Source organism: Buchnera aphidicola (Nurudea shiraii) (assembly GCA_039829955.1).
GTDB lineage: Bacteria > Pseudomonadota > Gammaproteobacteria > Enterobacterales > Enterobacteriaceae > Buchnera_B > Buchnera_B aphidicola_AY.
Genome location: CP140035.1, coordinates 62,348 through 81,448, shown reverse-complemented (window position 1 = coordinate 81,448; position 19,101 = coordinate 62,348). Strand labels below are relative to the sequence as shown.

21 protein-coding genes and 3 tRNA genes are annotated in these 19,101 nt (G+C 23.6%); 8 read left to right on the top strand and 16 right to left on the bottom strand.

Features of this window, described 5'->3' with window-relative positions:
* Positions 1 to 64: 64 nt before the first annotated feature.
* Positions 65 to 328 (top strand): 50S ribosomal protein L28, encoded by a 264-nt coding sequence (gene rpmB, locus U0T63_00395; protein ID XBC39311.1) that lies wholly within the window; start codon positions 65 to 67, stop codon positions 326 to 328.
* Positions 306 to 473, top strand: a complete 168-nt coding sequence (rpmG, locus tag U0T63_00390; protein XBC39310.1) for a 50S ribosomal protein L33 — start codon at positions 306 to 308, stop codon at positions 471 to 473. Before rpmB ends, rpmG begins: the two co-directional genes overlap by 23 nt.
* A 273-nt stretch (positions 474 to 746) precedes the next feature.
* On the opposite strand, the gene fliR is transcribed toward rpmG, so the two are convergent.
* From fliR to fliF, 13 genes are all read right to left on the bottom strand, one after another.
* Positions 747 to 1,526 carry a flagellar biosynthetic protein FliR gene (gene fliR, locus U0T63_00385; GenBank protein ID XBC39309.1) on the bottom strand — a complete coding sequence of 260 codons (780 nt, stop codon included), beginning with the start codon at positions 1,524 to 1,526 and terminating at the stop codon, positions 747 to 749.
* Between the two features lie 3 nt (positions 1,527 to 1,529).
* Positions 1,530 to 1,799 carry a flagellar biosynthesis protein FliQ gene (gene fliQ, locus U0T63_00380; protein XBC39308.1) on the bottom strand — a complete coding sequence of 90 codons (270 nt, stop codon included), beginning with the start codon at positions 1,797 to 1,799 and terminating at the stop codon, positions 1,530 to 1,532.
* Positions 1,800 to 1,883: 84 nt separating this feature from the next.
* Complete coding sequence (gene fliP, locus U0T63_00375; GenBank protein XBC39307.1) at positions 1,884 to 2,615, bottom strand: flagellar type III secretion system pore protein FliP; 732 nt, start codon at positions 2,613 to 2,615, stop codon at positions 1,884 to 1,886.
* Positions 2,616 to 2,672: 57 nt separating this feature from the next.
* The gene (gene fliO / locus U0T63_00370; protein ID XBC39306.1) at positions 2,673 to 2,966 is read right to left on the bottom strand and encodes a flagellar biosynthetic protein FliO; all 294 of its coding nucleotides are present in this window, start codon (positions 2,964 to 2,966) and stop codon (positions 2,673 to 2,675) included.
* 28 nt (positions 2,967 to 2,994) lie between these two features.
* Positions 2,995 to 3,282, bottom strand: coding sequence for a flagellar motor switch protein FliN (fliN, locus tag U0T63_00365; protein XBC39305.1), 288 nt, complete (start codon positions 3,280 to 3,282; stop codon positions 2,995 to 2,997).
* 129 nt (positions 3,283 to 3,411) lie between these two features.
* Positions 3,412 to 4,356, bottom strand: coding sequence for a hypothetical protein (locus tag U0T63_00360; protein ID XBC39304.1), 945 nt, complete (start codon positions 4,354 to 4,356; stop codon positions 3,412 to 3,414).
* Positions 4,357 to 4,497: 141 nt separating this feature from the next.
* Positions 4,498 to 5,484: a hypothetical protein gene (locus U0T63_00355; protein ID XBC39303.1), complete on the bottom strand. Its 987-nt coding sequence runs from the start codon at positions 5,482 to 5,484 to the stop codon at positions 4,498 to 4,500.
* Between the two features lie 206 nt (positions 5,485 to 5,690).
* Complete coding sequence (locus U0T63_00350) at positions 5,691 to 6,065, bottom strand: flagellar FliJ family protein (GenBank protein ID XBC39302.1); 375 nt, start codon at positions 6,063 to 6,065, stop codon at positions 5,691 to 5,693.
* Between the two features lie 85 nt (positions 6,066 to 6,150).
* The gene (locus U0T63_00345) at positions 6,151 to 7,512 is read right to left on the bottom strand and encodes a FliI/YscN family ATPase (GenBank protein XBC39301.1); all 1,362 of its coding nucleotides are present in this window, start codon (positions 7,510 to 7,512) and stop codon (positions 6,151 to 6,153) included.
* Positions 7,512 to 7,916: a FliH/SctL family protein gene (locus tag U0T63_00340; GenBank protein ID XBC39300.1), complete on the bottom strand. Its 405-nt coding sequence runs from the start codon at positions 7,914 to 7,916 to the stop codon at positions 7,512 to 7,514. The genes U0T63_00345 and U0T63_00340 overlap by 1 nt, the downstream gene beginning before the upstream one ends.
* Positions 7,917 to 8,056: 140 nt before the next feature.
* Positions 8,057 to 8,203, bottom strand: a complete 147-nt coding sequence (locus U0T63_00335; protein ID XBC39299.1) for a hypothetical protein — start codon at positions 8,201 to 8,203, stop codon at positions 8,057 to 8,059.
* Positions 8,204 to 8,222: 19 nt separating this feature from the next.
* Complete coding sequence (locus U0T63_00330) at positions 8,223 to 9,176, bottom strand: FliG C-terminal domain-containing protein (GenBank protein ID XBC39298.1); 954 nt, start codon at positions 9,174 to 9,176, stop codon at positions 8,223 to 8,225.
* Positions 9,173 to 10,843, bottom strand: coding sequence for a flagellar basal-body MS-ring/collar protein FliF (gene fliF / locus U0T63_00325; protein ID XBC39297.1), 1,671 nt, complete (start codon positions 10,841 to 10,843; stop codon positions 9,173 to 9,175). Before fliF ends, U0T63_00330 begins: the two co-directional genes overlap by 4 nt.
* Positions 10,844 to 11,032: 189 nt before the next feature.
* Here fliF and U0T63_00320 point away from each other — a divergent pair, with 189 nt between their 5' ends.
* A complete protein-coding gene (locus tag U0T63_00320) occupies positions 11,033 to 11,356 on the top strand; it encodes a flagellar hook-basal body complex protein FliE (protein XBC39296.1) in 324 nt (107 codons plus the stop codon).
* 342 nt (positions 11,357 to 11,698) lie between these two features.
* Here the strand turns inward: U0T63_00320 and U0T63_00315 are convergent.
* Positions 11,699 to 11,771 (bottom strand) — tRNA-Ala (locus U0T63_00315).
* A gap of 139 nt (positions 11,772 to 11,910) precedes the next feature.
* Complete coding sequence (gene gltX / locus U0T63_00310) at positions 11,911 to 13,320, bottom strand: glutamate--tRNA ligase (protein ID XBC39295.1); 1,410 nt, start codon at positions 13,318 to 13,320, stop codon at positions 11,911 to 11,913.
* A gap of 124 nt (positions 13,321 to 13,444) precedes the next feature.
* Here gltX and U0T63_00305 point away from each other — a divergent pair.
* Together U0T63_00305 and U0T63_00300 are read left to right on the top strand one after the other, a co-directional pair.
* Positions 13,445 to 13,517: transfer RNA gene (locus U0T63_00305), tRNA-Val, on the top strand.
* 18 nt (positions 13,518 to 13,535) lie between these two features.
* Positions 13,536 to 13,608 (top strand) — tRNA-Lys (locus U0T63_00300).
* A 9-nt stretch (positions 13,609 to 13,617) separates the two neighbouring features.
* Here the strand turns inward: U0T63_00300 and ligA are convergent.
* Entirely contained in the window at positions 13,618 to 15,639 is a 2,022-nt protein-coding gene (ligA, locus tag U0T63_00295) for an NAD-dependent DNA ligase LigA (protein XBC39294.1), read from the bottom strand.
* A 759-nt stretch (positions 15,640 to 16,398) separates the two neighbouring features.
* Between ligA and U0T63_00290 the strand changes: the two genes are divergently transcribed.
* The 3 genes from U0T63_00290 (at position 16,399) to crr (ending at position 19,047) form a co-directional block, all read left to right on the top strand.
* Positions 16,399 to 16,656, top strand: coding sequence for an HPr family phosphocarrier protein (locus tag U0T63_00290; GenBank protein ID XBC39293.1), 258 nt, complete (start codon positions 16,399 to 16,401; stop codon positions 16,654 to 16,656).
* Positions 16,657 to 16,814: 158 nt separating this feature from the next.
* On the top strand, positions 16,815 to 18,533 hold the full coding sequence (gene ptsI, locus U0T63_00285) for a phosphoenolpyruvate-protein phosphotransferase PtsI (protein ID XBC39292.1): 1,719 nt from the start codon (positions 16,815 to 16,817) through the stop codon (positions 18,531 to 18,533).
* Positions 18,534 to 18,558: 25 nt separating this feature from the next.
* Complete coding sequence (crr, locus tag U0T63_00280) at positions 18,559 to 19,047, top strand: PTS glucose transporter subunit IIA (protein XBC39291.1); 489 nt, start codon at positions 18,559 to 18,561, stop codon at positions 19,045 to 19,047.
* Positions 19,048 to 19,101 lie beyond the last annotated feature (54 nt).

Here is a 19,101-nt window from a genome sequence, read left to right as displayed (position 1 = left end):
TCTTATAATATCATTATAAATAAAATTTAAGAATTTATTATCAACTTAAGTAGGTGATTTAGTTATGTCAAAAGTTTGTCAGATAACTGGGAAAAAACCAATGATTGGAAATCATCGATCACATGCTATGAACGCTACTAAAAGGCGATTTTTTCCAAATTTACATTTACATAAATTTTGGGACACAAAAAAAAATAGATTTATATCATTAAAAGTATCTGCAAAAGGAATGCGATGCATGGATAAATTAGGAATTGATAGGGTTTTAAAAAATACACTACTACTTAAAAAAAGAGCGTACAAACATGTCAAAAAGTTCTCGAAATAAAATTAAACTAACGTCTTCATCAGGTAGTAAACATTACTACACCACAACAAAAAATAAAAAAACTGTAACTAAAAAGTTAAAATTAAAAAAATATGATCCTATTATTAAAAAACATGTATGGTATCAAGAAGAAAAAATAAAATAGTTTTATTTTAATATAAAATACTTTTGAAATTATAAAATGCTAAATTATATTAAAATATCTCTTATCCATAAATTAGCATTTTATAATACCTTAAATATATTTAAATACTTCAATATTTAAAACTATATTATTAAAAAATACATTTAAATTATAGTCTAAATATATTTTCAAATTGATATAAATATAATTAAAAACATAAAATATAATTCACTGATATGTTATGCGTCTAACATTAATTTAGCTATTTAACAATAAATATTTTTAAAATATATTTTATAGATATGTCTTCAAAAACACAGATAACGAAAATACTACACGATTAAATATATCATTATAAATAAGAGGAAATATGGGAATGAATAAATAAAAAATATACATTCCTATCAGTAAAGTTAAAGAAAACCCAACAGAAAAAATAGAAATTTGAGAAGCGATTCTGTTTAAAATACCCATAGAAACATTTAACATTAACTGAATTATGACCATTGGAAATACTAGCATAAGACCATCAACGAATATAAACTTTGAAATTATTAAAATTTTAAAAAATGAACTTGAATCAAACTCCACTATTTGAATGGGAATTTTCAAAAATACATCAAATAATACCGATATCATCCAAAGATGACCATTGAATTCTAAAAACAAAAGTAACAAAAACATATAAAGAAGACGAGATAAAACAGATATATTGGAATGAGTATTCCAATCTATCAGAGACGAAAACGATAAACCCATTTGAAAACTTATAATTTCTCCAGATATCTTTATTGTAGAAAACATCAATTGCACAATAAATCCTAAAGAAGTACCAATAATTATTTGCTCTATTAATACTAAAAACCCATCTATAGATAATAAATTTAAATTTGTTATAGGAACAAAAAATGTAAAACACCAACTAATAACAAATGAAAAAAATAATTTAATTTTTTTAGGAATAGAACTATCTCCAAATAATGGAGCAACAATAACAAAAGATAACACGCGAACTACTAAAAATAAAAAATTATAAAAAGTAAATATTAAATCATTAACATTAAAATTTATCATCAATTAATTTGTTATAAAAGATAAATTATTGAACAAAGATCGAGTATAATCTATGATTAAAGCAAGCATCCATGGACCAAAAATTGTGATAGATAATAAAACTGTAATAATTTTAGGAATAAATGATAAAGTTTGTTCATTTATTTGGGTAGCAGCTTGTAAGATACTAATAATTAAACCACTACATAATGCAGTTAACAATAAAGGAGAAGCAAGCATTAAAGCTACTTTCATTGCTTCTTGAAAAAGAGTCATTACAGATTCTACTGTCATAAATTTCCTTAACTTAATATGTATAAAATCTTAAAAATATAAAATTATTTTATATATTATAAATATAATTATTAAAATTTAAATTTAATGAAAAAAACTTTGAGTTAAAGAAGCAATTAATAATTTCCATCCATCTACTAACACAAATAGCATTAACTTAAAAGGTAATGATATTGTTGAAGGAGGTACCATCATCATCCCTAAAGCCATAAGAACACTAGCTACTACTAGATCAATTATTAAAAACGGTATAAAAATAGTAAACCCAATTTGAAAAGCTGTTTTTAATTCGCTAGTAACAAAAGAAGGTAATAAAACACGCATTGGAACTTCTCTTTTACTTGAAAAGCTAGAAATATTAGCCAATTTTGAAAAAAAAGCCAAATCATTTGTACGAGTCTGATTAATCATAAATTCATGAAGAGGTTGAATACCTTTTGACAGAGCTGAACTAATACTAATCTTATCTTCACTAAATGGTAAATAAGCATCTTGGTAAATTTTATCAAATACTGGAGCCATAATAAAAAAAGTTAAAAATAAAGATAAACCTAGTAAAATTTGATTAGGAGGAGAATATGGAGTTCCCAAAGCATTTCGTAGTAAACTAAACACAATAATGATTCTAGAAAAACTAGTCATCATCAATACAATAGGAGTGATAAATGTCAACAATGTTAAAAAAATCATCATTTGTAACGGAAGAGACCAATTTTCTACCTCATGTTGTAAAGAATGCATAGAAAAATTAGAAATATTTGCACTTTCTACAGGAGAAAACAATAATAAAAACAATAATATCATTCGAAAAATCATTTTTGTCTCACAATATTTAATAAATTTCCACATTAATCATGAATATTTTAATTTTTACTAATATTTCTCATTTTTTACCGGAGGCAACGTATACAAAAGAGAAATATTTTTTGAAGTTACACCGACTACTAATCTAATTTCTTTTAAATTAACAATGACGATGCTTTCTCCAGATCCAATTGACACTTTTTCTAAAATTTTTATAGATGTATTATTTATAATTTTTTTTTCAATACCAATTTTTCTTAATATCCAAATTAATATTAATAAAATTACAATTATTTTAAAAAAAAGAACTCCCATTTTTGAAAAAATTGCATTCTTAAAAGTAAATTGAAACATATTTTCCATAAATAATTTCTCACAATATTTTAATATATTAATTCGTAATATCTAAAACATGCGAATTATCAACAATACTAGTAATACGAATTCCATATCTTTCTTCTACAATAACTAATTCTCCTTTAGCAATAATAAATTTGTTTACTAATATATTTAACGGTTCTCCTGAATATTTATTTAAAGATAATATAGAACCTTTACTTAAATTTAAAAGATCTTTAATTGATACCTCTATCTTACCTAACTCAATAGTAACATCTACTGGAATATCGATAACAAAGTTTAAATTATTTGAATTTTGTATAGGTTTTTCTAAATTCATAGTATTATTTTCATCTTTAATATTTTTTTTTTACTCAAATGTATGTCTTCTAACATGTCCACATTATCTACATTATTAGTACCAGTTATACTTTTTTTATTATTCATAAGTTATATTCCTACAATAATCTTAAATTAAAAAATTCTTAACAAAAAAAACGTATTTATTTTTATACATTTTATATTTCCCTGATATTACAGGTATATTATTAGAAAATGCTAAAGCATTTTCTGGAGTATTTATAAAAATAATATCACCAATTTTTAAAAATGAAATTTTAGATAATAAAAGAGAAAGACCAACTAACTTAACATCTAAATTTATTTTTAAATTATATATCATTTTTAATGAAATTTTATCTACATGCTTTTTTTCAAAAAAAATCTTATTTTTATGCTTTTCTAACAATTCATTTTTAAATTTTTTAATAAACGAAAACGACAAACTAATATTTAAAAATCCTAATTTATTTCCACATTTTATTTTAAAAATAGTAAATAGAAAAATGCTATTATTTGGAATAATACTATCAAGATGTGCTTTTTCTACTAGACGAAAATTAGAAAATTCTATATCTATCCCATGTTTTTTCTTCCAAGACATACAATATGATTTTTTAATTATGTCTATAATCTTCTCTATAATTTTTACATCATACTTTTTTAATGTATAAGAATTATTACTACAATCTTGAAGTATATTTTTACCCCCAAAAAGAACATCTATTATTGATTCTATGATCTTGTCAGAAAATCCTATTATCCCTATCTCTGAAAAAGTAGAAAGATTACCAATATTTACCAACGTTGAATCTTTGAAATAATCTTGTTCACAATTATATTTTTTTAATTGAATGCTATACAATTTAATATCAAATTTAACATCTAAAATATCTAAAAAATCTAAAAGAACTTGTTTTGAAAAAAAAATAGAAATGTCTTTTAAAGATTCTTTTATTTGATACATAGTATAATAATCTAATCCAGAATCATAAACATGAACTTTAAAAAATTTATTTATATTATTATAGGCTATATCGTTTTTTTTAGTTTTTAAAATAACATTACTTATCATCAAAACACCCTAAAAATAAATATATCTCTCAAATTATATTAAAATATATAAAAAATTAATTCAAATTAAACTAACAATAAATTGTTGCAATAAGTAAAGCACATAAATTATATTATAATACATACGACACATTATTTCTTATTAAATATAAATATCGATACTTTCTTTACTTATGATAGGAGAACAAAACTCTGACAATAATAATCTACAAAAATTATCATTTTGTTGTTTAAATTTAGAAAAATTATTAAGATTTACAGCTCTATTATAAAAATCATAATTATTTTTTGAAACAGTATGTTTTTTGAAATTTTTCGTCTGAATAGTAATATCTTTAAACTTAAGTCCGGACTTAGAGACAGTATTTTTAAAGTTAGAAACATCAGATTCTAACATTTTTTTTAAAATTTTATTATCAGAAACTAAATCTAATTTAATTGATTGATTTCGTTTTACTTTTAATCGTATAAATAATGATCCTAAATACTGTGAATTAAAAAATAACTCTATAATTTTTTTACTTTTAAAAAAAAATGTCAATAATTTTTTATGAATATTGTATATCCAACTATCTTGAATTAAATTTGCATCTTTATGATGAAATAAAAAAAATTTTTCATTTTGCTTAGGAATATTTTGTTTTAGATATGTAGAACAACATATTTTTGGAAAAAAGTTAAATATATCACCAGTTTCTTCATCACAACATATTTTTTTTTTAAAAAAATTTTTTAAAAGTTTTGAAAGTTTTAAATTCAATAAAAATTGACTAAAATCATTTTTTGATTTTAAACAATCAATAGTATAGCTTGAAAAAGTGGCTATTTTCAAAAAGCTATATACTATGGACCTATATAAATTTTTAGACATCAGAAAAAGATTAGAACATTTTTTTAATATATTAACAGCTATTTTATTAAATTTTATTACATCTTTTTTAAACAAGTTACCAACATGTTTTTTTATATCATTGTATGCTTTTAAACCAGAAAAAAAACTTTTTGTATTATCATTTTTTATAATTCTTTTAAAAGAACAAAAATAATCCTTATAAAAAACACAATCATATAATAAAACATTGTCACTTTGGAAATTGTCTTTCCGTTTTCTAATTTTATAAACATTCAAAAAAACACCTAGAAAATCTTTAACTTTTTTCTCGTGTCTCGATGTATATTTTAAAACATTTATCCTATCGAGAACAATATTTTTTTTTAAGAATCTTTCAGAAAAATTAGTTTTTTTTTTAAATCTAATCTAAAAAAAGAACTTTTATTTTTACAAAATAAAGTATTTGTAACTATACTTATAATTTTTAACATAATAGTAATAAATTACCTTTTCTTAAAAAAAGATTTTTGAACATGTTCATCAAGCTGTATTTGTTCATCTAATTGAATCAATTTTAAATTATGTTTTAAAATTTTTAAGTGCATTATATTCCACATCTTTAATCTACATTGATTTTTCCTCCATAAATTAAAATATTCACTATATTGCTGTTTATATCTTTCTATAATCTTTTTTTGATTCTTAATTCCATGTACCAAAGAACTAATAAAATTATCATAATTTTTTAGTTCAAAACCGGAAATTCCAGAACACATCTTAAGATTTAATTTAACAAAATATTCATCCTTGTATTTTAGTAATAAATCTATCTGTTCCTGAACTTTTTTTTTATTTAAAATGATTTTTTCTAAAATCATCGATAATTGTAAATTTTTTTTTTATCAATATTTTCTAACAAATCAACAAATTTTTTATTTTTGAACATATTCTAAGATCCTTTATTTAACTAAAAATTGCATACAAATCTTTTTTAGATTCAGAAAAAGTACTTTTTTCATGCATACCTTGTTGTAAAAATTTTTCTATTTTAGGTAATAGAGATATAGCTATATCTAATTCAGAATTAGTACCTGAAACATAAGCACCTACACTAATTAAATCACGATTGCGCTGATAACATGATAATAACTTTTTTAAATAACGAGCTTTAGAATCATGAACAGAATCCACAACGTTAGACATAACTCGACTAATAGAAGCTTCAATATTTATAGCAGGATAATGACCAGATTCGGCATATTCTCGAGATAATATAATGTGCCCATCCAAAATAGATCGCGCTGAATCTGCAATAGGATCATATTTTTCTTCTTCTTCAGTTAAAACTGTATAAAAAGCTGTAATAGATCCTCCTTTCTTTTTTCCATTTCCTGATCTTTCTATTAGAGAAGACATCCTAGAAAAAACAGAAGGAGGATAACCCTTAGAAGCAGGTAATTCTCCCACAGATAATGCTATTTCTCTGTAAGCCATAGCATAACGTGTTAAAGAATCCATTATTAATAAAACATGATAATTCTTGTCTCGAAAATATTCTGAAATACGAACAGCATAGTTAGCTCCTTTGACTTGTAATAAAGGAGAAAATTCAGCAGAAGATGCAACAACAACTGATTTTTTAAGCGCATCTCGAGTAAGAACACTCTCAATAAATTCTTTTACCTCTCGACTACGTTCTCCTATTAAACTTAATATAACTACGTCAGCTTCAGTGTATTTCGTCATCATACCAAGAAGCACACTTTTTCCTAATCCAGAACTAGAAAACAATCCAATTCTTTGACCTCTACCAATAGTTAATAATGCATTAATAGCACGAACTCCAGTGTCCAAAACATCCACAATAGGAGCCCTATGTAAAGGATTTACTATAGAATGCGATAAACTTTTTTTATGTTCTTTAATTATATCTAAATTATCTAATGGCCTTCCTAAACTATCCAATACTCTTCCTAATAATCCTTGATATATCGGTAATGTATTAACAATATAATTCACACCATTTATTAATTTTGGTCTTACTCTAGATCCCGAAATAACATTAGATATATTTTCTAAAGGCATTAAAAGCAATATGTTATTTTTAAATCCGACTACTTCAGCTTCTACTTCATCGATATCATGACTTCCTAAATCTACTTCTATATAACAAATCGATCCAATAGATAACTGTAAACCACTGACCTCTAAAATAGATCCATTGAATCCTACTAAACGTCCATATTGTACTATACTAGGAAGATGAGTTGCTTTTTTTTCATAAATTAATGTCTTTTCTAACCATTTTTCTAATCGTAAGTTCATCATTCTTCCTTTTTAAAAACCAATTTACACAACTCGATCCAACGCCCTGACATAGTTGAATCCAATATAGTATTTTTCGAATATATTATAAAACCTCCTTTAGATACTTTTTTATCATAAAAAATTGTCCACCCATACTTTAAAAAAATTGTTTTAAAATATTCTTCAACTATTTCTTTATCATAAGGATTAATAAATAATTTAGGTTTGCTAAATACAATTTTTTCATCTTTAAATAACTTTTTTATTTTTTTTAGTAGACTTTTATCATCATAACATGACGTACTTTCTATAATTTTTTTAGAAATACTCATCACTAAAAATGCTAAATTAGAAGAAATAACACCATCTAATTTTGTTAATGCTTTATCAAAACTTAAAACAAGATTATTTATTTGATCCAATAACAAACTATTTTTTTTGTTAAACTCTAATAGCGCTTTATTAAATCCTGCTAAAAATCCTTCTTTTTCTCCTTTTTGAAAACCATTTTCATAATCAATATTATTAATTTCAAAATTATTTTTTTTGTTTACATCAGTAATTAAATTAGTTCTTTTTTCTTGAATTTTTTTTTATTATATTTCCTATCATCTTTATTTGAAATATCGTCTATTATTTTTTTATCTTTTTTTTGAGCTTCTTTAGGATACCATCTCTTCCAAGTGGATTTTGACATTTTTTGATACATAAATACCTCTTATACATATTTATCTTAAAGAACCTTTAATTATGTCTAATAGATTATTTTGAATTTTTTTAACATCATTAAGTAATATAGAATTTTTTTTAGCAAGATTATTACGTAAATAATCAGCATCTTTCTTAGAAACATTTTTAAAAATTTTTTCTCTTAATAATTCACTTGATGTACTCATAGCTATTAACAATTCATCAAGAGTAGCATGTTTAACTAAATGTTGAATACAAGAATCATTAAAATTTTTAATGTCTTCAAATGATAAAGTTTTAGACTTTATAAAATCTGATAATTTTTTATTATACTTTTCGATTTCACTAATAATACGTTTTTCTTGATCATATGTCATTAATTTTAATAATTCTACAACTATTTCAGTCCCTTTTTTATTATATATGTCTTTTTGATAATTATTTAACAAATAATTAATAACTTTAACCAATTCATGCTCTCCTGATCTAGTTAAACCAGAAAATTGAACTATTCTAGAAATAATATTAAAACTTAATGACTTTTCTAGATAAGATAAAACTTCTGATGATTTATTTCTATTTAAATATATTAATATTGTGGTAATGATCTGAGGATGTTCATCTTTGAGTAATTTAAAAATATCTTTAGAATCAATCGCATTTAATTGCTTAATCCCATAAACAATATCTTTGTTATCTTTGATCTTGTTAAATAACATTGTTGTATTTTTGTCTCCTAATACCTTTTTAGATAAAGAAGCGACATAATTTTTATCTATTAAAGTAGTAGAATTATTAGAAGAAAATTTTTTTTTAAATTCAAACAACACTTGATCAATAGCTAAACAAGAAACATTTCCCAAATTAAACATACATTTAATAAGGGATTGAACTTCTGAATGAGATAACTGATTTAATATTTTAACTGCCTGATTTATTCCAATAGAAATCAACAAAATAGCACTTTTTTCAATACCATTTAAAATCATCATTTTTTATCACCACTCATCCACTTTTTAATAATCATAGCTATAGCATGTGTATCTCTTGTAGAAATATCTCCGAACCCTTTCTCCATTAATATTTTTTTAAAACTATCTTGTTCTATATCAAATTTTTTCTTATCATTATTGAATACATTCTTATCATGAGCATTATGTAAATTGTTCTTTTGAAAATTCTTTTTGGAAAAAAATATTTTATATAATAATAACAACATTATTAAAAAAACTAATATCAGTCCGTATTCCAATGTATTATTTAACAATAAAGAATGTTTCCAAAAAGAAACATCTTCATGAACATAAATAGATGGTTTCACAAATAGCGCACTATCTATAGAAATAAAGTCTCCTCGTTTTGAAGAAAATCCAATCGCTGCTTGAATTAAATTTTCTATTTTTTTTATCTGATTCGAACTTAGAGATACCCAATCTCCATTCTTATTACGAACATAATTTATTACTACAGCAACTGACAATCTTTTTATATCTCCCATTTGTAATTTTGTGCGTGTAATAGTACGATCTAATTCATAATTAACAATATAGTCTTGATTAGTACTTGATTTTGGTAATGTTAATGAATTATTAACATTTTTACTAGATTCATTCTTCAGTGTTGAAGATTTAGAAGAAAAATTATCTGAATTATAAGAATCAGACGACAATTTCTCCGATAGAATCTTTAACTTTCCAGAAAAAGAATTAGGAGAAATAGAATTATCTGTATATTTCTCATTTAATTCTATATTTTTAGTACTCTGATGAGACCGAATAGACTTGCTATCATTAGCATAATTTGGTTTATATTTTTCTTCTGTACTTTCTTTCTTATCAAAATTAATTTGTGCAGTAACTTGAGCATGTACATTATTTAAACCTAATAAAGGTATTAAAATGTTTTCAATTCTCTGTTTATAATGTTCTTCAATTAAATCATAATATTTTAGCTTCGTATTATCAACATTACTATTTAACGAATCACTACTATTTAATAATTTCCCTTTTTGATCAATAATAGAAATATTTTCAATTGACAATCCAGATATACTTGAAGATACCATATGCAAAATAGCATTTATTTGATCCACTTCAATATCTGAATCTTGTTTTACCTCTATAATGATAGAAGCCGAAGGAAACTTCTTATCCTGTACAAACAAAGAAGGTTTAGGAAAAGCTATATGTACTCTTGCTGTTTTAATATTATTTAATTTTTGTATACTTCTAGCCAACTCTCCTTCTAATGCTCTCTGATAGTTTATTTGCTCATTAAATTGACTAATTCCAAATTTTTCTTGATCTAATAGTTCAAATCCAATACTATTGCTTTTTGGAAGTCCTTGTTCAGATAAATTCACTCTAACTTCTTGTAATTTTTCTTCTGGAACCATAAGAATACTATGATCATTGTCAAATTTAAAAGGAACATGCATTATTTTTAATTGAGAAATAATTAATCGTTCGTCCTCTTTAGATAAATTATTGTAAAGAGCATGATAATTAGAAGATTTAAAAAAAAATACATATAATAGTATTATTAAAGATATTGAAAAAATTATAATAACAATACGAAGATTAGATGTAAAATAAGATAAAAGATGACTTTTTTTATTTTTATTCTGTAAATTCGAACTATTTTTCAAATCAACATTCATGAACTATATTCCTTTAAAAACTATTAACAATTTCTAACTACATACCTAATAAAATATATTCATTATATAAAAATAATAATTAATAACATTATTTTTTATAATAAGTCAAAAAAATATTTAAAACGTTTTATCCTGTCGAAACTTATGTTAATATTCATCATATTCATATTACTTTTTTGAGAGAAAAAAATGTTTATTGAAACTATGGAAGACAGTATTAAAATAATAACTGCTCTTGATTCTTTAATGCATACAAAACGTTCTGAAGATGATAACAAAAAAGTATCCAAAAATTTCACAGATTATGTAAAAGATGCATTTAATTTACTTCATCTAAATCAAAAAAAAACAGAGAATGAATCTCAAGATCTAGAAAAAAATGACAATCCACATTCAACTTTAAATGATGTTTTAGTTACACTTCAAAAAAATTTTTTATCTCTAGAAGCACTTATGCAAATTCGAAATAAGATCACATCAGGTTGTCAAGAAATGATGAACTTGCAAATTTAGTTTTTAATTAAAATTAATCACAATAATACATACTAATATATTAAATGTTTATATTTCAGCATTTAATATATTAGAACTTACAAGGCATTGTTTTTATGAACTTACTAATTATGAACTCTTGTATTCAACTTAATAAAACATTCCTATAAATTTAACACTTCACATAAATTCAATATTTAAATAATTTTAAATTATTAATTTATAAAAAGTTTTATTAATTTTAATAATATCAACTATTTAATTTATAGTTAATAATCTTAAATTATAAATCATACGAAAAATTCTCAAAACAATAACATTTTTATTTTATAGATTTTAAAATATTGTCACTAATTTTAATTTTGGAGTTAAGCGGATTCGAACCGCTAACCGTTTGCATGCCATGCAAAAGCTCTCCCTATTGAGCTATAACCCCATTACTTTTATCAATATATACACACATAGATATTATTTTTAAAAAATATATGAACATAAAATATGTTATACATAACATTATTGCTATTTTAAAAACTTTTTTAAAATTTCTCGATATCAACTAAACATCAATACTATTTTTAACATATTCTTTTTCGAACATACAACATTGCAGTTTGAATTCTTGACAAAGATCTTTGTTTTCCTACACCATATATAACAATATGAATACTAGGTGAAAAAATATCACCAGTAATAGCTACACGAAGAGGCATAGATAATTCTTTAAAATTTATACTTAATTCATGTGATATAGTATGTATCATCATTGACAAATTTTCTAAATTCCATGTTTCAATACTTGAAATTTTACTATATACATATTCTAAAATAGTCATAGAAGATTTTGTCAAATATTTTTTAGCAAATTCTTCATTTATAACAATATTATCATCATAAAAATAACGAGAATGAAAAACCATATCCTTCAAAGTACTATACCGGAATCCTAATAAACTTATAAGTTCAATTAAATCTAATCCATTTGAATAGTCAATTCCTTCTTTTTTAAATTGATATTCAAGATATCTTTTAACAACATGTTTAGGAGAATTTCTAATATAAATGCGATTTAACCATAATAATTTGTTTAAATCAAAACGACTGGGAGATTTATTAACTCCTTTTATTCTAAATAATTTCTTCATATCATTAATACTAAAAACTTCTTGATTTTTATACGCCCATCCTAATCTTACAATATAGTTTAACAATGCTTCTGGTAGATAACCTTGAGATTTATATTCTGATATACCAACTATATCTCGTCTTTTAGATAATTTTTTACCTTGTACATCTAATATCATTGAAACATGCGAATATTTAGGAAATTTAGCATTTAACGCACGAAAGATATTAATTTGACGAGGAGTATTATTAATATGATCCTCTCCTCTAATAACATGTGTAATATTCATATCTCGATCATCTATTACTGCACAAAAATTATATGTCGGAATGCCATTAGTTCTTTGAATAATAACATCATCTAATTCACTATTCTGAAACGATATTTTTCCCCTAATCCCATCATAAAATGATACTTCTCCATTTAATGGATTACAAAATCGGACTACATGTTCCACATTATGATAATCTTTATATATAATATTTCTACATTTTTTATCGTATTTAGGTTTTTCACCATTCAGAAATTGACGTTTTCTTAAAATTTTTAATCTATCATTAGTACAATAACATCTGTATGCTAATCCTGATGTAATCATAGAATTAATAATACCTTTGTAATATTCAATTTTCGTACTTTGATAATAAGGACCTTCATCCCAATCTAATCCTAACCATTTTAAATTCTCAATTATCTCTAAAATTGATTTTTTTGTAGAACGTTTAACATCTGTATCTTCAATGCGTAAAATGAATTTTCCGTTGTTACTTCTAGCAAACAACCAAGAATATAATGCAGTTCGAACACTTCCGATATGTAAACAACCAGTAGGACTTGGAGCAAATCTTGTTATAACTAACATATTTTACCTTTACAGATATTAAAACATTTCAATTAAAGTAAAAATACAAAATAAACAGCAAATTTTATAAAAAAAGATTGACTCTGTACTTCTATTCCTTACAATAATATATATAATGACATATAGGTGATTAGCTCAGTTGGTAGAGCGCCTCCTTTACACGGAGGTTGTCGGCGGTTCGATTCCGTCATCACCTACAAAAACACTTTATATAAGGGTCGTTAGCTCAGTTGGTAGAGCAGTTGACTTTTAATCAATTGGTCGCAGGTTCAAATCCTGCACGACCCATTTTAAATTTTACAAATAATTTTTGATTATCTCTAGAAAATTTTGTTCTAATATTACTTTTATATTTAAAATATTAGATTTGAAGAATTTAGATCCAGGGTTTTTACCAATAACAATATAATCGGTTTTTATCGAAACATTGGACATAACGTTTCCACCTAACTCTTTTATTATATCCACAGCTTGGGAACGAGAAAACTTATTTAACGTTCCACTAAAAACAATTTTTTTCTTAAAAAATGGATTGGAACTTTTTCTGACATAACTAACATTATCGTAACTTGAAGATATATTTAAACTTTTTGATAAATTCAAAATAACGTTCTTATTACTTTCATCATTTATAAAATTAAATATATTCCTTGATGCTATAAAACCGATTCCTTTTAACGAACAAATTTCACTAAACGTTGCATTCATCAAATTGCTTAAAGACAAAAAATGTTTAGAAAGAATATCTGACTTTACCGTTCCTATTTCATCAATTCCAAGAGCACATAAGAACTTAGAAAAAGTAATGTTTTTAGAATTATGAATAGCATCAATAATATTAGATGCATTTTTTTTTCCAACTTCATCTAATGTAATTAAAGCATTTTCATGAAGATTAAAAAAATCCGAGAAATTTTTAACGTAATTTTTGTTTACTAACTTACTAACAGTTTTAAAACCTAATCCCAAAATATTTAATCCAGATTTAGAACAAAAATAATATAAAGTTTTCTTAAGTTGTTCTTTGCATTTTAAATTATTTATACAACGAATTTTAATACGTTTATCATATATTTTCAATTTAGATCGACAAGACGGACATAAATGAGGAAAAACAATATCTTGAACATCATTAGAACAATTACGTACAACACTTATAATTTTAGGAATAACATCCCCGGAACGTTTAATCTTGACAATATCTCCTAATCGAATTCCTAACTTTTTAATTTCATGAAAATTATATAAAGAAATCCTCCTTATTATTACTCCAGATATACAAATAGGATCTACTACTGCTATAGGAGTAATCACTCCTGTTCTTCCAATTTTATATTCTATTTTTAATATTTTAGATGTTTTTTCTTGATCAAAAAATTTCAATGCAATTGCCCAAACTGGAGCTCTTCTTGTATAACCCAACTTATTTTGCAAAGGAATAGAATTCACCTTAATAACTATTCCATCAATATTAAAGTTTAAAAAACTTCGTATACTTTCAATTTTATTATAAAAATTTAAAATATCATAATTGGAATTAAATACGCAGTTATATCCACTAATCGGAAGACCCCAACTATGTAATTTTTGTAATTTATCATAATGATTTAAAATATCGTCATTACCAGAACAATATCCATATCCATAGCAACAAAACATTAAATTATTCATAAAAATATTTTTTAAATTTTTTTGACGCAATAATCCAGAAGAAGCATTTCTAGTATTAGAAAACTTTTTCATTTGACTACGAACTGCTATATTATTTAATCTTATGAAATCGTTTTTTAACATAAAAACTTCTCCTCGTACTTCTATTTTTTCAGGTACATCTTTTCCAACTAATTTTTTAGGAATAGAAAAAATTTTTTTAACATTATCTGTAACATTTTCACCTAAAATTCCATTTCCTCTTGTCATAGCTATGACTAATTTTCCTTTTTCATAAACTAAATTTAAAGCTAATCCATCTAACTTTAATTCACAACAGAAACATATTATTTGTTTTTTCAAAACTTTTTTTGTTTTTTTATAAAAATTTAAATAATCTCGAATAGAAAATACATGGTTTAAAGATAACATAGGGGTAATATGTTTATATGTTTTTAAATCAGAAGCACACAAAGAACCTACTTGAAAAGTTGGAGAATCTTTCATAAATAAAAAATGTTTATATTTATTTTCCAAATAACGAAGTTTTTTCATTAAATAATCGTATCTGCAATCAGAAATTTTTTGCGAACTAAAAGAATAATACAAATAATTATAATAACGAATTTTTTCTCGTAATTTTAATATATAACTTTTAATAAATATCATACAAACCCATTAAAATATCTAAAATATAAAAACTATTGATGAATTTAAATTTTGAAATACTCAAAATATTCAAATTTAAAATTTATGTTTTATATTACTATGAAAAACTTAATAAAATTTAAAGCAAAAACTCTCGAGAAAATATCCTTTTATTTAACATGACATTTACATTTTAATATTTTAAATATATTAAAAACAAAGTTATTTATAAAAATAAACATTTTAAATAACTCACTTATTGTAGAAAATTATATATAATTATTGTTCAACACGATGCATTATATCCGCTTAAAATAATAAATATAAAATTTCAAACAATAAAATAGATAATTTTCTCAACTGTTTCAAATCACAAAGTTCAAAACTATATCTAATCTAAAATTCAAAACAAAAATAAATAACAAGCTATGTTCATAAATCATATTATGAAACTTTAAAATTTATAATAATTATGCTATTAATTTTAAAATATTATTTTTATATAAACATAATTAAAATTGAAATCTTTTTAAAAAACATTCTTGTTATGAATGATATAATCTAATGAATTATATTATATAATTTCAAATAAACGTTCATATAATAAATAACTTTTAATTAATATTAATTAATACTTAATGACAAATGAAAATAAAAAAATTATTATTAACTTAACTACATCTACAAACAACGCATTTATGTGTAACTAAATCAATAAAATACTTACAATGTTATATACTAATTTTATTTAATAAAGATAACATGAAATCAAGGAGAAAAATGTTTCAAAAAGAAGTTACAATTAATAATCCTCATGGATTACATATACGTCCAGCTGCACTTTTAGTAAAAGAAGCACAAAAATTTATTTCAGAAATTTTTATTACCTCGAATGGAAAATCTGTAAATGCAAAAAGTTTATTTAAATTACAAACATTAGGTTTAGTAAAAAATAGTCTCATTACAATTTCAGCAAACGGTATAGACGAAAAATTAGCAGTAGAAAACTTAGAAAAATTTATAAAAACGCTTAAATAAAATATTTATGTCTTAAAATATTAAATATTATTCACAGTATAACTTTACCGGAAGTACAATAATACTTCCGGATAACATATAATGATTAATATAATATTACCTGAGACCAATAAATAACTATTATAAATATAAAATATTGTTATATTAAGGGTAATATTATGATTTCAGGAATTTTAGCATCACCAGGAATTGCATTTGGTAATGTACTACTACTACAAGAAGAAAAAATTTTTATTAACAAAAATAAAATTAAATGTGACAAAATATGTCAAGAAATTGAAAAATTTTCAAAAGGAAAAAGCAAAACTATAAATCAACTTCAAATCATAAAAAATCAAATTGGAAAAACTTTTAAAAACAATAAACAAGATATTTTTGAAGCACATATTATGCTAATTGATGATGAAGAATTAAAAAAAAATGTACTATCTTTAATTAAAAATAAAAATTTATCAGCAGAATATGCCACTCAAATTGTAATAGAAAAACAAATTAAAATATTAGAAAAATTAGACGATGAATACCTAAAAAATAGAGCAATAGACATAAGAGACATTGGTAACAGATTGATTAAAAATATTCTTAACTTAAGTGTCATCGATCTCAGTTATATTCAAAATCCTGTCATTTTAATTGCCAAAGATTTAACACCTTCAGAAACCGCCCAAATAAATCCAAATAAAATACTAGGATTTGTTACAGACTTAGGAGGAAAAACTTCACATACCTCTATTATAGCTAGATCTTTAGAAATACCAGCTATCGTCGGAACTGAAAATATAACACAAAAAGTAAAAAACAACGATTTTTTAATATTAGATGGAGTTAATAATATTATATTTATTAATCCACACTTTTCTAAAGTTCAAGAAATTAAAAAAGCAAAAAAAGAATACGAATATAAAAAAAATAAGCTAAAAAAATTAAAATATTTACATGCAATTACAGTAGATGGTCATCGTGTAGAAATTGGAGCTAATATAGGAACAATCGATGATATTGTAAATGTTAAAAAACATGGAGCCGAATGCATTGGATTATATCGAACAGAATTCTTGTTTATGAATAGAAATTCTTTTCCTAGTGAAGAAGAACAATTTAATGCGTATCAAATTGTAGCAAAAAAAATGCAAAACAAATCTGTAATTATACGAACCATGGATATAGGAGGCGATAAAAATTTATCATATATGAATGTTCCAAAAGAAGATAACCCATTTTTAGGTTGGAGAGCTATACGCATAGCAATGGATAAAAAAGAAATTTTACATGCTCAACTCACAGCAGTGTTAAGAGCATCTGCTTTTGGAAAATTAAAAATTATGTTTCCCATGATTATCTCCGTAGAAGAAATACAAAATTTAAAAGAAGAACTTAAAAAATTACAATTCAAATTAAAAAATAAAAGAATACCATTCGATTCTAAAATAGAAATAGGCATAATGATAGAAACTCCGGCCTCTGCAATAATATCACAACATTTGGCAAAAGAAGTTGATTTTTTCAGCATTGGAAGTAATGATTTGACACAATATACTTTAGCTGTCGACAGAGGAAACGATTTAATTTCAAATTTATATAATCCTATGAATCCTGCAGTATTAAACTTAATTCAGAGAGTTATTAATGCTTCACACAACGCTGGAAAATGGACAAGTATGTGCGGAGAATTAGCTGGTGATGAAAAAGCTACAGCTATGTTACTCGGAATGGGTTTAGACAAATTTAGTATGAGTGCATCTACAATTCCAAAAATTAAAAATATAATTCGAAAAACCAATTTCGAAGATACTACATACCTAGCAAAACGTGTTTTATCTCAATCAACATCTAAAGAAATAACAAAAATTATTAATGAATTTATTATACAAAGTTAATAAAAAATTATTAACAGGAAGCAATATGCATTTATTTTCTAATCTTTTCAATAAAAAAAAAATAAATATTTTCGCTCCGTTGTCAGGAAATATTGTTAATCTTGAAACAGTACCAGACGTTGTATTTTCAAAAAAAATAGTAGGAGATGGAATTGCTATTTTACCTACTAGCAACATTATGCTATCTCCTATCAATGGAACTATTGCAAAAATATTTAAAACATTGCACGCTTTTTCAATAAAATCACATGAACATAATATAGAACTTTTTGTACATTTTGGAATAGATACAATAAAATTACAAGGATCTGGATTCAAAAAACTTGCTGAAGAAAATCAAACTGTAAAAATAGGAGATCCTATTATTAACCTAGATCTACCTTTCTTAAAAAAAACAGCTAAATCTATAATAACACCTGTAATTATATCTAATATAGAATTATTTAAAAAAATACACAAAAAATCAGGTCAAATTATTGCCGGAAAAAACGTAATTTTTTCTATAGAAAAATAAGATTTATAGGTAAGACGGTATGATTTATCCGTTTTACCTATTTTAATTTAATTT